This window comes from Clostridium sp. BJN0013, assembly GCF_040939125.1.
Classification (GTDB): domain Bacteria; phylum Bacillota; class Clostridia; order Clostridiales; family Clostridiaceae; genus Clostridium_B.
The window spans coordinates 2,117,448-2,132,885 of sequence record NZ_CP162495.1; the positions used below are offsets into that span (position 1 = coordinate 2,117,448).

The window sequence follows — 15,438 nt, forward strand, 5'->3', positions numbered from 1 at the left end:
CTCACTCCTATGAACTTATATATAGTTTTTTATCTGAAGTTAAAATTCCTAAATAAATATCATTTACATTATCAATATTATTAGATTTAAGTTCTTCCTCAATCCAATTATAACCCAACCTATTCTTTTTAAGAATTTTTTCATCTATTTTTCCTTTATAAATAAGAATTTGTGATAAAATATCTTGCGGTGTATCCATTGCCATATCTAATTTAGTTATAGGGAGATTATTATTATTTACAGCAGCACTAAAATCCCCTGTGGATTCAGCAATTAAATACTCTACTTTTTCAAGATTAGGTGCATCTTTTTGTCTTAATATTGAAATCAAATTATCAATTGTTAGTTTTGCTTTTGAAAGATTATTCTTTATTAACTTTCCATTTTTAACCAGTATGATAGGTTTTTGAGAAACTACAGATGGAACTTTAAAATATAAGTATGCAATAAACAAATTAATTAAAGTGTATACTATAATTATAGCTATTGCGTCTACTAATCTTGCTTTAGGATTGACCATACGAGAAGCTGCGATGTGACTAATACCTGCAGCCATTAAAAAGTTGTATGAAGTTAATATACCAGGCTGACGAAATCCCATTACCTTTGCTGAACCAAATAACATAAAGTATAAAATAGATGTTCTAATAAATAATTCAAGTATACTTAACTTTTCTCCTTGAAAGAAAATAGTATATATATTCATAAAATCACCTTTATATAAATTTTATAAAAGATAAATTAAATATTCATATTGAAATTATTAATTTATCTTTTTACATAATATTTTATTTTACATTATACATTCCATGACTATTCATGTAATTAAAAAGTTCTTCACCATGCCTTTGTTCATCTTGTTGAATATGTTGCATTGCCTGCCTAACTACAGGATTAGCAGATTCAAAAATGTCAATATCATAAGTACCTGAAACATATTTTTCTGTAGATAACAAGTCACTACAAAGCATTTTATCCTGTTGATTATTTGTAGCTCCTTGGGGAGTACTTTGAGTCAACGGTTGTTGAGTTTGTTGATTGTGGCTTAAATTTGGTTGTTGACCTTGAAGCATTTCATTAATAATATCATAGTGATGTTGTTCTTCACCAGAGAGTCTATTAAAAAGCTGCTTCAACTGTGCATCTTGTGCTTGCTGAGAATACTTTTTATATTTTTCAATACAAATTTCCTCTTGAAATTTTCCATCTTCTAAAAACATTCTTTCTTTTTGACTAAGTTGTATTTGCATATTATTATCACCTCTAAAGTTTATTTTGTACAATAATTTTTTACATTATGTATGAAATTAAACTTTAATTACGAATTTAAGAGAATAAGTTTTTATAATCTATATATACTAACATTGTAAAATTCTATATTTAAAGGAGGACTTCATTATGACTACAGTAAATAAAATTGAAAAAGCTTTAACAAGTGCTCAAGGATTAGCTAGTCAATTAAAAACATTTTCAATGGATACAAACGATCAACAAGCTAAACAAACTTTTAAACAATTAGCACAAACAGCTGAAAATATAGCACAGATGCTCCAAAGTAGATTTGATTTTGTAAAATCAGAGGAACCACAATATAGAGAATAATATTAAATAGAAAATATATTGAGCTAATATAATGAATCTCTAAATTAAGTAATGTTATAACATAAAATAATGTTTTTATTAAGGGGTATAGGCAGATTTTGAGAAAAATTGTACGCTAAGAGTTCAAAGTATAGAACTTACATAAATATTTATACTCTAAGAAGAATTGCTTGCAATTTGTTGAAAAGTACCACTAAGAAAAAGCAGTTACTATAATTTCAAACAAATTGAAACGATAACTGCTTTTTTATTCATTACCTGTTATTTTCACAGTCTCTAATTATATTTTACAGAACATTCATCACAGTTTATTAATAAATTTCCAAATCAAAAATTTCGGGGGTTTAGGCTTAGAATCCCAATTAATTGAAAAGTGGTAGGTGTCTTCGCTCTGTACAATTAATAATTAATTGTACTCATTTCTTTGAGATTATATAAATACACTTATATATTATGTGAAATCGTAGAAAGTTATTCAATTTAATATATATTAATGTTATTTATCCTATTAATATTAAAATTATAAAAATGGTAAACTATTTACACACCCTACTATTACTAATAATCTCCTCTTCCTTCAGTATCCACTGTAAATTTCACATTAACCTGAATGTCAGACTCACATACTACCTTATCCCAATCAGTACCTGTACCTCTTCCATATTTTGCAGCAGCAATTCTTCCTAAATCCAAAATATCAGTTTTATACTTACATTTCATATCATTTATTGTTTTATTACACATTTTATCTACGTAGTTTTTCATGTCTTTTTCAAATTTTTTTAACACTTTGGGATCTGAATATAAGTTATCGTATAATTCATTAGATATTATATTTCCTTTAAGATTTAAGTCTATTACAAACTTATATTTTGCATTTTCTTTATAGCATTTAATCTTTCTTTTTGAGTATGTATAAGAATTTATATATTTCTTAGAGTCCTTTTGTAATGTCAGTATACCTTTAGTCCTATTTTGTTTTAAAATATTAATTATTCTTGTTTCATCTATATCTGCTTTTCCTACACCTGAGTGTAAGTGTCCTGACAGCAATTACGGAAGAGTTGTTTACATTAAGCCTGACTTTGACCCTAGGATGTTTCCTCCAGTACCGCGACATTCTGAAAAATTTAAAGCTGTGTTTAAAACCAGAACCTCTGTAGAGCGCTCAAACAAACGAATGTTTCAAGATTATGCAATTGAAGAATATAAATCTCAAAGTGCAGTAATGCGTATGTCTTTAGCCACTTTTGCAGTAATTAATATACATTTAGATGCCTGGATAAAACACACTGGATTCAGTTTTATCGACCTTTTACAAAATAAGGCTGCATAAAACACTTGTTGAATATTTTTCCAACTCAAAATCCTAGGCTTTTTTGTCATGCCCTTTTTTATATTAGTTCTCTCATAACAATGTGTGATTTTGAAGGTTCATTTAATAAATTCCCATTTAATGATAAACAGTTAACTAACTATATTCTTTTTCAAAATTTCCAGCTACTTTTCGAGAGTCTTCATTATAGTAGTATCATCACCATATGTAATTACTGAAAAGCATATACTATTGAATGGAATATAGTATAAAATCTAATATTAACTAACATTTGACTTGAAATAATTATCATATGCTTTTTATTTAATAACATAGAGCTTTAATATTTTACAAAAAATAAAAAACAACTTATAATATCTAAATTTTTATTAATGGCATATAATGCAACAGAGGTGACTAAAATTGTTCTCTTTAAACTCATTAGATCCAAATCAACTTGCAAAACTTAGTAGTTTTATAGCTATTGTTTTGTCCAAAAACAAAGATGCAGGTGAAATAAATGTACTTGGAAATTTAATTACATCAGTAGGAGATACTATGCTAGTTATTGCAGCTCAACAAAAAAACTAAAATCAATTCAGGATAAAAAGGATCAAATTTGCGATCTTGAAAAATAAATTAAAGACAGTACTTACGCAGACCAACTTAAACTTTGATACATCAAAGTTTTATAGACTCTAATGGAAAAGAAGTACTGTGGTTTTATTATTCTACAATATTAGGCTTATTTAATAAGCATAGCCTCTGTATAACATTAATATAGTTAGCAAAATTATGGTTCTTCTATATAAAAAATAAGGAAATCCGATAAACAGTAAATGTGTTATATCAGACTTCCTATTTTATAGTGATCATGACTTTGTTTGTCTATAACTATTTATCAGTGTCATATTTTTCAGTTAATATTTGCTTTTTTTTTAATGTGTGGAGCTTGTGAAAAATTTTTTAGGGTTTTAGGGGAAAAGTACAGGGGTTATCCCTTTCATGGCAAAGCAAAGTCAACGGGTTTTGGTTATAATTAGCGATATTAGAATATTGTACAACATTTAATGGGATTTAATTCTTCTATCTTTTATCTCTCTAAATACACCAATTGCTAATAATATTAATCCAAGAATAAATAAAGTTACTTCCAAGTATCCTGAAAGAGTTTTGTTTGGTAAAATCCTATGCCATTTAAAAAGCCAGTGAGAAAATATATTATCAAGTATAGCTATCAGTCCTAAAGAAATAAGACTGCCATTTATTAGAATTCTGTTCCTTTCGTTGTTTCTCATACTACTTTCTAAGTATTTCTTCCTTTTTCAATTTATATTCTTCAGAATCAATTTCCCCATTAGCATACCTTTTATTTAATATTTCTATAGCTTCGGATTTGTTATCAGAATCGTGGTTTGATTTTTTATGAAATCTTGGTATTCCACAGCCTCCACTCCATCCACACCCACGTAAAAAAAACATACCAACAAAAATCAATATTATAAATATCCAACTAAAATTGTTAAATCGCATAATTAAGCCTCCATGAAAACTCCACTAAAGATTAGATTATCCGAAAATTTTAATACTATTCACTTTTCATCTTAGTATGGGGTTTTGCGCATAGAACCCCATATCAGTTTTAAAAATTTCATAATCTTTTTTAGTTGTATTAGTTATTTCTTCAACAATTTGTTGAACTTTCTTTGAAGAAGTATCTTTACTTAAGTCATTTACCCATTAAAAGGCTTAAAACTATAGAAAAAGAAATTTAGATAGCAAAGTAGATAATAGGATCGTTTATGGGATTAATTTACTTAACGTGGGTTTTGTCGATTTTGTTGGCTGCACCCCTGTATAGTCTCCACTGATCCTACTTTAAATTTGGGTAGCTTTGACAATAAAACATGCCCGCCTTTAACCATAACCTTGTAACTCTGGCGTCGATATCTGTTGTTAGAAATTCAATTCTCCCGTCATAACAATCACTGCCATGCCACTGATTTTGACGCTGGTAATATTACCAGGCTTTCCAGCCACTTCAACATAGACGTGGCTGGGTCGTCCCAATTCGTTACCTTATTCAGCCGCGAGAATACGATAACCATCGGTTTTGTATATCCCATTTTCCACAACAAATGCGCCGATACAACTGTTACCTGTTCCACAGACAATATCTTCGTTGGTACCTTGTACGGGTAGAAAGGTACGCACATGAAAGTCGCAATTAGGATCGTCCGTCTCTGTAGTAAAAATCTGCAAGCCGCTTATCCAATTCTTACGACTAAGTTCAGCGATGGCAGCAAAATCGGGACACAGGCCTTTTATGGCCGACAATGACTTTAGGCCAACCACATAATAGTACAAGCCAGTATACATTTTGCAGATTGGATAATTTTCCAAATTGCCGGGATCAGTCCCTAGCATCGCAGCCAGAGTGTCATGAGATATTGCTGCGCTTTCAAACTTGGGAGTGGTCATTGTTATTGTAATAGTATATTTTCCATCGTCGGCGGAACTGATATCGATCGGTAGAATGCCGCCACCGGTTTCTAACCATACCTGTTTACAGTCCCGGCCAATCTTTCCCTCCTCCAGCAAAACATGAATTGTTGCGAGGGTCGGATGGCCCCCAACTGCTATTTCGCCGCAGGGTGTAAAATAACGGACCAGAAAATTGGCCTTGGTGTCATTAGGTGGAAATACGAATGTCGTCGCAGGCAAATTTATTTCCCTGGCTATGGCATGCATTTCGTCGTCTGTAAGACCTGCAGCGTTGCTGACAACACCCGCCGGATTACCCGCCATCGGCTTGCTGGTAAATGTATCTACTTGGTTAATCCTGATTCTCTTCATGTTATTCCTCCTTATTTTCATCATCTACTATGATGACTGTTGAGTTATTGATTATAAACTCTTCACTTACATTACAAATATATTTAAATTTGTTTTCATAATTCACTATACTCCCTTCAGTTATTTTCTAAGTAATTTTAACTAATAATTTCTTTTGATTTTGGATTATCTCCTTCAAGCATTCACAAGCAGATTAATAAAAGCCGTTAAGTTAATAGGATAATGATTATTAATGTAAATCTATATTGTATTTTCATATAATTTATTGTATCATAGAAGAATACTACAATAAAATTGAATATTTTGAATATAACATTCGATAATATTGAATCGCAGATGTCAAATTATGGAATTTTATCAACTCAAGACATTTTTAACTATCGCAAAACTGGGTAGTTTTGTACAAACAGCAGATGCATTAGGTTATGCTCCGTCAACAATTACAAGCCATATTCAGTCAATGGAAAAAGAAATGGGGGTTAGATTATTTGAACGTCTTGGACATCGAATAATACTAACGCATCAGGGCACAGCTTTACTTCCTTATGCTGAGCAAATAACTAAACTTACTTCTGAAGCATTAGAAATTGTAGCAAATCCTAGTGAGCCGAAAGGCAAATTGACAATAGGAACAAGTTATTTATTGGGAACTTACTGTTTACCCAATCTATTCAAAATATTCCGAAAAGCTTTTCCTAAGGTGGAAATGATAATAAAGTTTGCAAATTATAACACAATTTTCAATGATATCCATAGAAATGAAATTGATGTTGGATTTAACGTTAATGATAGGATTGATGATGATAATCTTATCGAAGAGAATCTTTCCAAAGAAGAAATGATATTTTTAACAGCACCGGACACCCCTCTAGCGCTAAAGGAAGTAGTTACACCTCATGATCTAGCAGAAACATGTGTTATTCTTACCGAGCAAGGCTGCAGTTATCGGTCGTTAGTGGAAAAAACCTTTAGGGATTTCGGGGTATACCCTCAAGCTATTTTAGAAGCTAGTAGTTCCGAGGCAATAAAACAACTGATTATGATAGGATTGGGGATTTCCATGTTACCCCGGTTTGCAGATGGTCGAATTTGCGCTGTCCGATGGACTGAAACATCTCCCCAATATTTTGTAAAGATGTTGATTCATAAAAATAAATGGATATCACCAACCCTTCAAGCTTTTTTAGAAATGACGCGGAATTTTTATGATTTGAAAACAAATAAGCACAGGTAGGCAATGAAGTTGACAGTACATCATAGTACATATTCCCTATTATCTTATGACTCTCAGTCAACTTTAATGAGTATCATTTATGTTGGGGTAATACCAGATTATCAATTTGTGTTAAAAGTATGCTAATCTATGGTGCATACTTTTCAGTACATGACAAGGCTGCTGGTATTACCCCTGTAAAAGAGTTAATATTTGTAATCATAAATTATAGCGATTTATATTTTACAAATATTAACTCTTGCTTTGCACTTATAGCAGCTTCGCTGGTAATAGGCCAATTAAGTAACTTTCTATAACTCAATTACAGCAAAATAAAAAGCCATATAATTAAAGTCAATATTTTATAAATTAACTTTAACTAGATGGTCTTTTATCCGATAGCTACCTACCGTAATACCCCGACTCACTCTGTGAAAGCGACTATCACCAAATTATAGATTTGGGATATTTACCAGTTTCCTGAAGAACCGCCTCCACTGGAGCTGCCTCCCCCAAATCCACCTTGGTCACCTCCACCAAGGCCTCCGCCTCCTCTTGGGCCTCCCCAAAAAGAATTCCAAAACATTGCATAAAATAAAAACCTAGTTATTCTTGCTTTATTAAGTATAATATCTAATGCAAAAGCACCTAAGATATAGTATATTACTACAGGATTTATAGCAATTGATTTTTGCTTATGTGTAGTTTTATTACTTCCTTGTAAACTAACATTATATTCTTTCGCTATATCTCTTGCAAAAACTGAATAAGCATTCTTTAAACCTTCACCATATCTTTTTTCTTTAAAAAGTTGAACTGCTTCACTATTCATAACTCTAGAAGAATATATATCTGTAATTACGCCTTCCAACTCTCTTCCTACCTCTACTCTCCATTTTTTATCATTTATTGATAATAATATTAAAAGTCCATTATCCTTACCTTTTTGTCCAATTCCCCAGTTTCTAAAAAGTTCATTGGAATAAGATTCTATATCTCTTCCTTCAAGTGAACTAATTATAACCACTGCTGCTTGTGAACCAGTTTTATTTTCTAATTCACTTCCAAGTGATACAATATAGTTTTTAGAATCTTCATCAATAATCCCTACATAATCATTTATATACTTTAATTTAGTTGGTACAGGTATATTTGAAGCACCCTTTACAAAATAAGGCAAAGTCAAAATAAAAATTAACACAGAAAGTAATACACCTAAAGATGATTTTATCACCTTAAATTTATTATTTATTTTATTCATTTAAATTTCCCATTTTAAGATTGTATAAAATAGCTTTTTTACAACTTAGCTCTATCAATGAATTATCCATATGATTCTAAGCTGTAAGATAAACTATTTTGTAAAATCTACCTTTGGAACTTCCTGTGCTCCCTGACTAGCCTTATAATATGTTTTTTGGGAAAAACCAAGCATACCTGAAATTATCGAATTTGGAAATCTTCTTATGGATGTATTATAGTTATTCACAGCAGTATTATAATCTTGCCTTGCTATTCCTATTCTATTTTCTGTACCCTCTAAAGCAACAGATAAATCTCTAAAATTTTGATTAGATTTTAAATCTGGATACCTTTCAACAATTACTAAAAGTCTTGAAAGTGCTGATGAAAGTGCTGCATCTGCATTTGCTCTATCAGTAATTGTTTGCGCTCCAGCAAGCTTAGCTCTTGCATTCGCCACATCTGTAAATATTGTTTTTTCTTGAGCTGCATAACCTTTTACTGTTTGAACTAGGTTTGGTATTAAATCTGATCTTCTTTGCAGCTGAGTGTCAATATTTGCCTCTGCTGCATTAACTTTTTGCTCTAACCCTACAATGGAGTTATAACTACCTATTAAAGGTAAAAATATAACTAACAACATACCTATAACAATTAAAGATGTTTTCAATCTTTTACTCATTTGATACACCACCATTTTCATAATAGTATATTTATTTTAAGTAATTTTTTTAATAAATATACTAGTGCATCAAATTCTTAAAGAGTACTTTTTCTAGAACCTGAAGTTCCAACAATATCTGTACACTTCCTTCATTTTTCAACTTAAATATAAAATCAAAAGTAAATTTGTTTAAATTTTTCCAAACAATTTCACTCTAAGTCTTAAAAGCTACCCAAATATTAAATTCTAAATTAGATTTTAGTATTTAAATCCGAAAAAGTTCCAATAATTCAAAAACCATATATACAGCATTTCTGTAAAAGCTAAAACTAAGTAATATATTCTAGCAGATAATTTAATGTTTTTCTTCATCCAATCAATTATTATATAAACTAAAAACAATAAGTTTAAAATCAAGCTCAATATTGGCACACATAATAATAATTTAGCTTCCATGTTTATGCCACATCTGGTTGGTTCCCCCAGTACAAATAAAGCTGCTGCAAAGAAAAATACATTTAAAAAGCTAATTGTAAAAGACATAACCAAAAGATATTTTTCTATCTTGTTTAATTTATTATCTTTCCTTTTTATCATAATATAAGCTGATCTTCCAATAGAAAATATAATTGATGCTAAAAATACTATTAAGCAAAATATAATTATGGAAATCTGCACAGTTGAAAGCTCATACCATTTAAGTTTTTCATAAGTTCCGTGCCAGCTGTCCTGCTGCTGTGCTAGGTAATAAATTTGTCCACTCTTATTTTTCTTAAATACTACATACTTCCCCGTATCTACTCTTTTAAATACCAATGGTTCTATTTCTTTGAGGGTTGTTGTGTACTTTTTCCCTACAAAAACATCTTTCCCTGTCAATGATAATGTTTTTTTATCCTTTAAACTTACAGTTAAATCTTCACCTTCTGAAAATGCATCAGCTTTGTGAAAGATACTTTTGGGATTTTCACTAAACCTATAAGTTCCTACAAAATCTTTTAAATTGCTTTTTGATCTATAAGAAGTCTTGTTATCCTTTATTTCTTCTTTCTTTGGAAGATACTTTGCAGTCATTTCTGCCACAATTTCATCTGGTACATTGTTATTTCCTTGATTTACAGATATAAAGACTCCTAAATTTTCATTTGGAAATAATGTCATATCGCTGTATATGTTATCTGGTGAATATCCAAGATGTTCTATTGCTCTATATCCTTTTATGATTTTTTCATTAAATCCATAGGCCATTCCTGGAAGCCTGGTATCAAAGGTTGCATGCTGACTGTGCATATTAATAGCTGTACTTTCCTTTAATATTCTTTTATTTTCATATGCTCCATTATTTAACTGGGCTATCATAAATTTAGCCATATCATCAGAAGTTGATATTATACCTCCAATGGCATAGTTATTAAAATATCCTTCTACTTTCTTAGCCTTAAAAAGCTTACCATTTTCATATTCATAACCTGATTCTAATCCTTTTGGGTTCATATCTCTATTTAATGTTGAATTGTTCATTTCTAGTGGTTTAAATATCTTATTCTCAATAAAGCTATTAAGAGGTTTTCCTGAAATCTGTTCAATAATTCCCCCTGCCAGTGCTGTATCATAGCTGCTGTAGTTGATAGCAGTTCCAGGCTCTCTTACTACTTTAGGCAGATGTTTTTTTAAAAAATCATTCATAGGAACTAAATCTTTTTTGTCTTTTGACAAATCTGCTATTCTATTATCGTCTATGCCTGATGTATGTGTAAGAAGCTGTTCTACTGTTACTGGATTTGAATATTCATTTTTTAAACTGTAATCTTTTAAATATTTATTTACATCAGCTTTTAAATCTATCTTACCTTGTTCATAGAGTGCATCATTGCTGTATAAGTAAAAAGCTTTGAAACAGATGCTATTCTAATCAAAGTTTTATCAGCAGTCATAGGTATTTTATTTTCTAAATCAGAATACCCATAACCCTTACTAAAAACAATTTTTCCATCCTTAACAATAGTAATAGCTGCTCCCGGAATATGCTCTTCCTTCATCTTTTTTTGAAAAGTATTATCCATAAATACTTTCATATCATCTTTATTACCAAATAAGTTATCACTTGAATTAGATTCTGCAAAAACTGTAATGTTACTTGTAAAACACAATATAAATATTGACATGAATACAAATATCTTTTTATACCACATATCTAAGCTCCTCCATATTTTTAAGCATCTTCAGAAATTAACTGGTATTTTTCTTAAAATGCCTTATTTAAAACTTCAATTTATAACTAAATTATATAAAACGTCTATGATATCAGCCATTTATTTACCTTACAATATTCATTAACCAACATTACAATATTGTAAGATTTTATGACTTTAGTCCCTATATCAATGTGACTATAGAAATCTATTAATATACAAAAAAAAGCTTTATAATTAGATCATCAAAGGAGAGAAATATTAGATTTGCCAACCTAATTCAACAACAAATTTAAGGAGGGGTACAGATGACAATTAAAAAAAGCTTTCTAATACTTATTACAGCAATTATTTTCTTAATTTCCAACATACAATTTGCTGCAGCAAAAAATAATGGTTCTCCACCACCAGCTCCAACAGGATTAACTATTTCTAATATTAGTACAAGCTCTCTTACATTGAATTGGTCTTCAGTATATGGTGCATCGGGATATTATGTTTATATGGCTGCACCAAATGATACTAACTACACTAAAATTGCCACTGTCACTGGTATAAAATTACTAAAGTCCGGACTAGCTGCTAATGCCCAGTATTGGTTCTATGTTAAGGCTTATAATTGCTATGGTACCTCAGCAAGTTCAATTCATGTAACTGCTAATACCCTGCAAATTTCTATAATACCAACTACAGCTAAAAAGCAAGTTTTAGGCTTTACAACCTATTATTATTCGGGAGATCCATCCTCTTACAATTCAATGGTAGCTAATACTTTAACTATTGATAAAATAGCTACCCAAACCTATACTACAGACAGTCTTGGCAATATTTCAGGATTAGTTCCAACTAATCAAATTAGCTATGCAAACAGCAATGGAATTAAAACCTATGCAATGCTTCAAAATAATTTTGATGGTAATATTGCAAAAGTAGTATTGGGAAATCAAACTAACAGACAAAATTTAGAAAGTAATCTTCTAAATGCAGTAAAAGCAAATATCTATATTGGATTTAGTTAATTCTTATAAGTTAAACGGCATTGCTATTTGGAGATTGGGGCTTGAAAACGCAGATTATTGGACAAGCATAAAAACAAAATTTAATAGGTAAAAATAGCAATGACTGTTCATAGCATCTCAAATACTATGACTCCAAAGAACTCAATTTACAATAAAATTTAAAATGAATTAAATAGGATAATATTTGATTCTGTTCTAACTGTCTTATTTCTAATTCTTTTTTTGTATCAAGTTTAGTTTTATTCATATATACTGCTTGAACACATTCAAGGGTTTTAGTTAACCCTAATCTGTTTAATATATAATCTACCATATATTTTTGATGTACAAGGATAAGATTGCATTTCAATATACTATTTACCAGTTATCGTCCTTTTTCAAAACTATCTACAGATACCATATATGCATTGCTTTTTTGTTCTTTTATCAATACACCATCTGTTCCAGCATACAATATGTCTGCTGTATATCTACGTATGGACTGAATCATTCCCATATGTAATAATGAATTTTTTATTAAATATGCATTTGCTCTATTCTTGATTTTTCTCCACCTTTAAATTTACACGTTTAGGGGTAGAGGGAGCATCCGTGTCATGTACTGAAAAGCAAATGTAATAATATGGTGTTTTATACTTATACAAATGCAAATAAAAAGGCAGTACTGCCTTTTTGATGATGAACACTATACGAATAATGAGTAATTAGCATAAATGAGTAAATTCAGTCTTTTTATAAATGCTTAAAATGTTATTTATTTCAAAATTGATTATCTATTCTACTTATGCTATAGTAAATGTATAATAGTTTAAGGAGTGATTTCATGTCATTATCATACACCCTATTAGGTTTGCTAAATTATGCTTCTATGACTGGTTATGATTTGAAAAAGATTTTCGATGATTCTATTAACTTTTTTTGGTCGGCTCAAACAAGTCAAATTTATCGTGAATTAAAAACATTAGAGGAAAAAGGTTACATAGTTTCTGTAGTAAAACCAAGTGATAAGGGTCCATCTAAGCGTATATATAGCATTACTGAACAAGGGTTATCTTACCTGAAAGAATGGCTTACTAATGTCCCTGATGAAATAAACGAGGATAACCGTAATGCTTTTTTATCGAGAGTTTTTTTATCCTCAAATGTAGGTTTTGAAGAATTATTTTTTCAGCTTCAAGAAAGATTAAAAAAGTATAAAAGAGATTATGAAAGCCTTAAATCAGTTGAAAATAAACTTGGAGAATATCTACAAATGTTTGATAGAAAGGATGAAGTTTATTATTGGAAAATAGCACTTAGTAGAGGTTTTCATGATGTTGAATCTCACATTCATTGGGCTGAAGAAAGTTTAGATTATATTCGAGAAATAATTAATAATAAGAAAAGTGAGGATAGTTAAATATAATGAAAAAAAAACGTTTAATTACAATAATATCTATACTTGTAATGATAATTTTAATTTGTTTAGGAAGTTTTATTTATAAAAGTGTTACGTCAATTTCAGAAATATTTCGTTTAAACAGCAAACTTCAAGCTGAAGGCTACTATATGGGGCAATTTGAATTTAAAATGCTTGGATGTGCTTATTATCTCGACAAGGGACATTACATAACAGCATTTTCTAAATTGAATCAAATACATAAGCAGTTAGAGACTAAAGAAGGTTTAATAAAAGTTCCGAAATTCACTAGCAAAAAAGAGGAATTTGAGTTTTATATTGGTCTACAAAATCCTAAAACGGGGGCGTTTATGGATAACTCTTACCCACTTTTTACATATATTGGCTCAACTTTAAACATGATTAAGCATCTTGAATCTTTATCAGATGATACAGGTCAGCCTATAAAACTTAAATATCCAATTAAATTTTTGGATGAAATCAATTCACCTGAAAAGCTAAAGCCCTTTTTAGATGACTTATCTACAATTGGGTTTATAGCATCTAAACTTCCAAGAACACCTTATGTTGAAATAGCTGAACTATGCTATTATAACGACTTTGAACATACTAATTTATACACTTTTTCTCCTGAGTGGAAACAAGCACTCTTACAATGGCTATACAATAATCAAGATAGTAAAACAGGCTTTTGGGGTCCAAGATTAAGGAGCAACGGAAAGCTTTTAGATTCTGGGGACTTAGGATCTACTTTCCATATTATCAAGTTGTTTGTAAATGAAAATGGAGACAACATACATAGTGAGTTTCCTTTACGCTATAATAATGAGATAATAACAACAGCCATTAATAAACTTTCTCAGCCTGCACCTAAAGATGCAAATTTGAGTGAACTACATGACTGGAACTTAACAAGGTATCAAGGAATAAGCTTGATTACAAATTATTTGTGGCAAGGCATTTCCACTGAAAATAAAAATAAATCTAAGGAATTCATGGAGAATATCGTAAGAAATAAATTCGAAAAATATTATATTGAAAGTGAAGGAGGTTTCAGTTACTATCCTGGATTAGCAGAGGCTACTTTAGATGGTACTGGAGATGCATTATCTTTACTTAGAATTGTTGGTGCATTATCTCTGAACAGGCAAAAGCAATTATGGACAACTCCAACGAATAACATCATAGACTTAGGCGTGTACAAAATTTCAGAGTTAAAGGAAAATGACTTTACTTCAATTAAAAAATTCCAAGACATAAATTCATTACGTTTATATAGTAGTGAACCAGGTCCAGATGATTATTTATCTAATGTTGTTGGTATTATTTATCCTAAAAAGACATCAGTCCTTGATATTATGGACTTGTTGCTAAGAGTAACTCAATGGGTTAGTACAACATCACAGAGCATGGGAAACTGGACAACAAAAGAACAGATTATACAAGACCTTTCTACTGTAAAAATATCATCTGTTCAAGTTTTAAATAGAAATAATTTTCTTAAACAAGCAAATGGACTGCTAAATAATAACGGGAAATTGATCGTAATTGGATTTGATATTCTCCAAGTACCAAAATACAAAATAACATTTTATATTAAATAAACATTTAATATCTCTTAATAATTATATAAATTTAATATCCATTATTTAGATTAAACTTTAACAAGAACGGTTCATATTAATTGTTAATATGGACCATTTTATAATTTTGTAGAAACAAAAACTATATCATTAATGGTTCAATTCAGCATACTTAATTTTAATACTTCAATATAATTAAGTCGTCATATGAATAGATTCGTATTCGGATTTTGAGCTTATAAAAACTAACACCATAAGATGTATACTTAAATGGTGTTAGATGCTAAAGTTGCTCAATTTCCGAAACGAATTATAGGACGAAGCCACGGGGCAGTTACTATGGGGTTTCAATA

At 30.2% G+C, this 15,438-nt stretch carries 17 protein-coding genes and 1 pseudogene; 7 read left to right on the plus strand and 11 right to left on the minus strand.

The features are described 5' to 3' along the window. Window positions 1-7: 7 nt before the first annotated feature. Entirely contained in the window at window positions 8-706 is a 699-nt protein-coding gene (locus AB3K27_RS10840; RefSeq protein ID WP_368487461.1) for a YetF domain-containing protein, read from the minus strand. 82 nt (window positions 707-788) lie between these two features. After that, on the minus strand, window positions 789-1,250 hold the full coding sequence (locus AB3K27_RS10845; protein ID WP_368487462.1) for a spore coat protein: 462 nt from the start codon (window positions 1,248-1,250) through the stop codon (window positions 789-791). A 148-nt stretch (window positions 1,251-1,398) separates the two neighbouring features. Here AB3K27_RS10845 and AB3K27_RS10850 point away from each other — a divergent pair, with 148 nt between their 5' ends. Continuing rightward, window positions 1,399-1,602 (plus strand): DUF1657 domain-containing protein, encoded by a 204-nt coding sequence (locus AB3K27_RS10850; protein WP_368487463.1) that lies wholly within the window; start codon window positions 1,399-1,401, stop codon window positions 1,600-1,602. 558 nt (window positions 1,603-2,160) lie between these two features. Here AB3K27_RS10850 and AB3K27_RS10855 read toward each other — a convergent pair. Next, window positions 2,161-2,655, minus strand: coding sequence for a Ger(x)C family spore germination C-terminal domain-containing protein (locus tag AB3K27_RS10855; RefSeq protein WP_368487464.1), 495 nt, complete (start codon window positions 2,653-2,655; stop codon window positions 2,161-2,163). A 43-nt stretch (window positions 2,656-2,698) separates the two neighbouring features. On the opposite strand from AB3K27_RS10855, the gene AB3K27_RS10860 reads away from it, so the two are divergent. Together AB3K27_RS10860 and AB3K27_RS10865 are read left to right on the plus strand one after the other, a co-directional pair. After that, window positions 2,699-2,938 carry a hypothetical protein gene (locus tag AB3K27_RS10860; RefSeq protein WP_368487465.1) on the plus strand — a complete coding sequence of 80 codons (240 nt, stop codon included), beginning with the start codon at window positions 2,699-2,701 and terminating at the stop codon, window positions 2,936-2,938. A gap of 402 nt (window positions 2,939-3,340) precedes the next feature. Next, window positions 3,341-3,508: a hypothetical protein gene (locus AB3K27_RS10865; RefSeq protein WP_368487466.1), complete on the plus strand. Its 168-nt coding sequence runs from the start codon at window positions 3,341-3,343 to the stop codon at window positions 3,506-3,508. A 476-nt stretch (window positions 3,509-3,984) separates the two neighbouring features. Here the strand turns inward: AB3K27_RS10865 and AB3K27_RS10870 are convergent, their stop codons facing one another. From AB3K27_RS10870 to AB3K27_RS10880, 3 genes are all read right to left on the minus strand, one after another. After that, complete coding sequence (locus AB3K27_RS10870; RefSeq protein WP_368487467.1) at window positions 3,985-4,215, minus strand: hypothetical protein; 231 nt, start codon at window positions 4,213-4,215, stop codon at window positions 3,985-3,987. Between the two features lies 1 nt (window position 4,216). Continuing rightward, complete coding sequence (locus tag AB3K27_RS10875) at window positions 4,217-4,450, minus strand: SHOCT domain-containing protein (protein ID WP_368487468.1); 234 nt, start codon at window positions 4,448-4,450, stop codon at window positions 4,217-4,219. 546 nt (window positions 4,451-4,996) lie between these two features. After that, window positions 4,997-5,773 (minus strand): PhzF family phenazine biosynthesis protein, encoded by a 777-nt coding sequence (locus tag AB3K27_RS10880; protein WP_368487469.1) that lies wholly within the window; start codon window positions 5,771-5,773, stop codon window positions 4,997-4,999. 346 nt (window positions 5,774-6,119) lie between these two features. On the opposite strand from AB3K27_RS10880, the gene AB3K27_RS10885 reads away from it, so the two are divergent. After that, on the plus strand, window positions 6,120-7,007 hold the full coding sequence (locus AB3K27_RS10885; protein ID WP_368487470.1) for a LysR family transcriptional regulator: 888 nt from the start codon (window positions 6,120-6,122) through the stop codon (window positions 7,005-7,007). Window positions 7,008-7,455: 448 nt separating this feature from the next. On the opposite strand, the gene AB3K27_RS10890 is transcribed toward AB3K27_RS10885, so the two are convergent. The 3 genes and pseudogenes from AB3K27_RS10890 to AB3K27_RS10900 form a co-directional block, all read right to left on the minus strand. Continuing rightward, entirely contained in the window at window positions 7,456-8,247 is a 792-nt protein-coding gene (locus AB3K27_RS10890) for a YgcG family protein (protein ID WP_368487471.1), read from the minus strand. Between the two features lie 93 nt (window positions 8,248-8,340). Then, window positions 8,341-8,910, minus strand: a complete 570-nt coding sequence (locus tag AB3K27_RS10895) for a LemA family protein (protein WP_368487472.1) — start codon at window positions 8,908-8,910, stop codon at window positions 8,341-8,343. A 240-nt stretch (window positions 8,911-9,150) separates the two neighbouring features. Then, a pseudogene (locus tag AB3K27_RS10900) lies at window positions 9,151-11,084 on the minus strand (serine hydrolase domain-containing protein). A 308-nt stretch (window positions 11,085-11,392) separates the two neighbouring features. Between AB3K27_RS10900 and AB3K27_RS10905 the strand changes: the two are divergent. Then, window positions 11,393-12,103 (plus strand): fibronectin type III domain-containing protein, encoded by a 711-nt coding sequence (locus AB3K27_RS10905; RefSeq protein ID WP_368487473.1) that lies wholly within the window; start codon window positions 11,393-11,395, stop codon window positions 12,101-12,103. Between the two features lie 124 nt (window positions 12,104-12,227). Here the strand turns inward: AB3K27_RS10905 and AB3K27_RS10910 are convergent, their stop codons facing one another. Together AB3K27_RS10910 and AB3K27_RS10915 are read right to left on the minus strand one after the other, a co-directional pair. Beyond that, window positions 12,228-12,452 carry a hypothetical protein gene (locus tag AB3K27_RS10910; RefSeq protein WP_368487474.1) on the minus strand — a complete coding sequence of 75 codons (225 nt, stop codon included), beginning with the start codon at window positions 12,450-12,452 and terminating at the stop codon, window positions 12,228-12,230. A 15-nt stretch (window positions 12,453-12,467) separates the two neighbouring features. Continuing rightward, window positions 12,468-12,599, minus strand: a complete 132-nt coding sequence (locus AB3K27_RS10915) for a hypothetical protein (protein WP_368487475.1) — start codon at window positions 12,597-12,599, stop codon at window positions 12,468-12,470. 327 nt (window positions 12,600-12,926) lie between these two features. Between AB3K27_RS10915 and AB3K27_RS10920 the strand changes: the two genes are divergently transcribed. Next, a complete protein-coding gene (locus AB3K27_RS10920) occupies window positions 12,927-13,502 on the plus strand; it encodes a PadR family transcriptional regulator (RefSeq protein WP_368487476.1) in 576 nt (191 codons plus the stop codon). 5 nt (window positions 13,503-13,507) lie between these two features. Then, the gene (locus AB3K27_RS10925; RefSeq protein ID WP_368487477.1) at window positions 13,508-15,106 is read left to right on the plus strand and encodes a hypothetical protein; all 1,599 of its coding nucleotides are present in this window, start codon (window positions 13,508-13,510) and stop codon (window positions 15,104-15,106) included. Window positions 15,107-15,438 lie beyond the last annotated feature (332 nt).

Coding starts and splice junctions, on each gene's coding strand:
- AB3K27_RS10840 (WP_368487461.1), bottom strand. CDS start 706: ATGAATATATATACTATTTTCTTTCAAGGAGAAAAGTTAAGTATACTT.
- AB3K27_RS10845 (WP_368487462.1), bottom strand. CDS start 1,250: ATGCAAATACAACTTAGTCAAAAAGAAAGAATGTTTTTAGAAGATGGA.
- AB3K27_RS10850 (WP_368487463.1), top strand. CDS start 1,399: ATGACTACAGTAAATAAAATTGAAAAAGCTTTAACAAGTGCTCAAGGA.
- AB3K27_RS10860 (WP_368487465.1), top strand. CDS start 2,699: ATGTTTCCTCCAGTACCGCGACATTCTGAAAAATTTAAAGCTGTGTTT.
- AB3K27_RS10870 (WP_368487467.1), bottom strand. CDS start 4,215: ATGAGAAACAACGAAAGGAACAGAATTCTAATAAATGGCAGTCTTATT.
- AB3K27_RS10875 (WP_368487468.1), bottom strand. CDS start 4,450: ATGCGATTTAACAATTTTAGTTGGATATTTATAATATTGATTTTTGTT.
- AB3K27_RS10880 (WP_368487469.1), bottom strand. CDS start 5,773: ATGAAGAGAATCAGGATTAACCAAGTAGATACATTTACCAGCAAGCCG.
- AB3K27_RS10885 (WP_368487470.1), top strand. CDS start 6,120: ATGGAATTTTATCAACTCAAGACATTTTTAACTATCGCAAAACTGGGT.
- AB3K27_RS10890 (WP_368487471.1), bottom strand. CDS start 8,247: ATGAATAAAATAAATAATAAATTTAAGGTGATAAAATCATCTTTAGGT.
- AB3K27_RS10895 (WP_368487472.1), bottom strand. CDS start 8,910: ATGAGTAAAAGATTGAAAACATCTTTAATTGTTATAGGTATGTTGTTA.
- AB3K27_RS10905 (WP_368487473.1), top strand. CDS start 11,393: ATGACAATTAAAAAAAGCTTTCTAATACTTATTACAGCAATTATTTTC.
- AB3K27_RS10915 (WP_368487475.1), bottom strand. CDS start 12,599: ATGGGAATGATTCAGTCCATACGTAGATATACAGCAGACATATTGTAT.
- AB3K27_RS10920 (WP_368487476.1), top strand. CDS start 12,927: ATGTCATTATCATACACCCTATTAGGTTTGCTAAATTATGCTTCTATG.
- AB3K27_RS10925 (WP_368487477.1), top strand. CDS start 13,508: ATGAAAAAAAAACGTTTAATTACAATAATATCTATACTTGTAATGATA.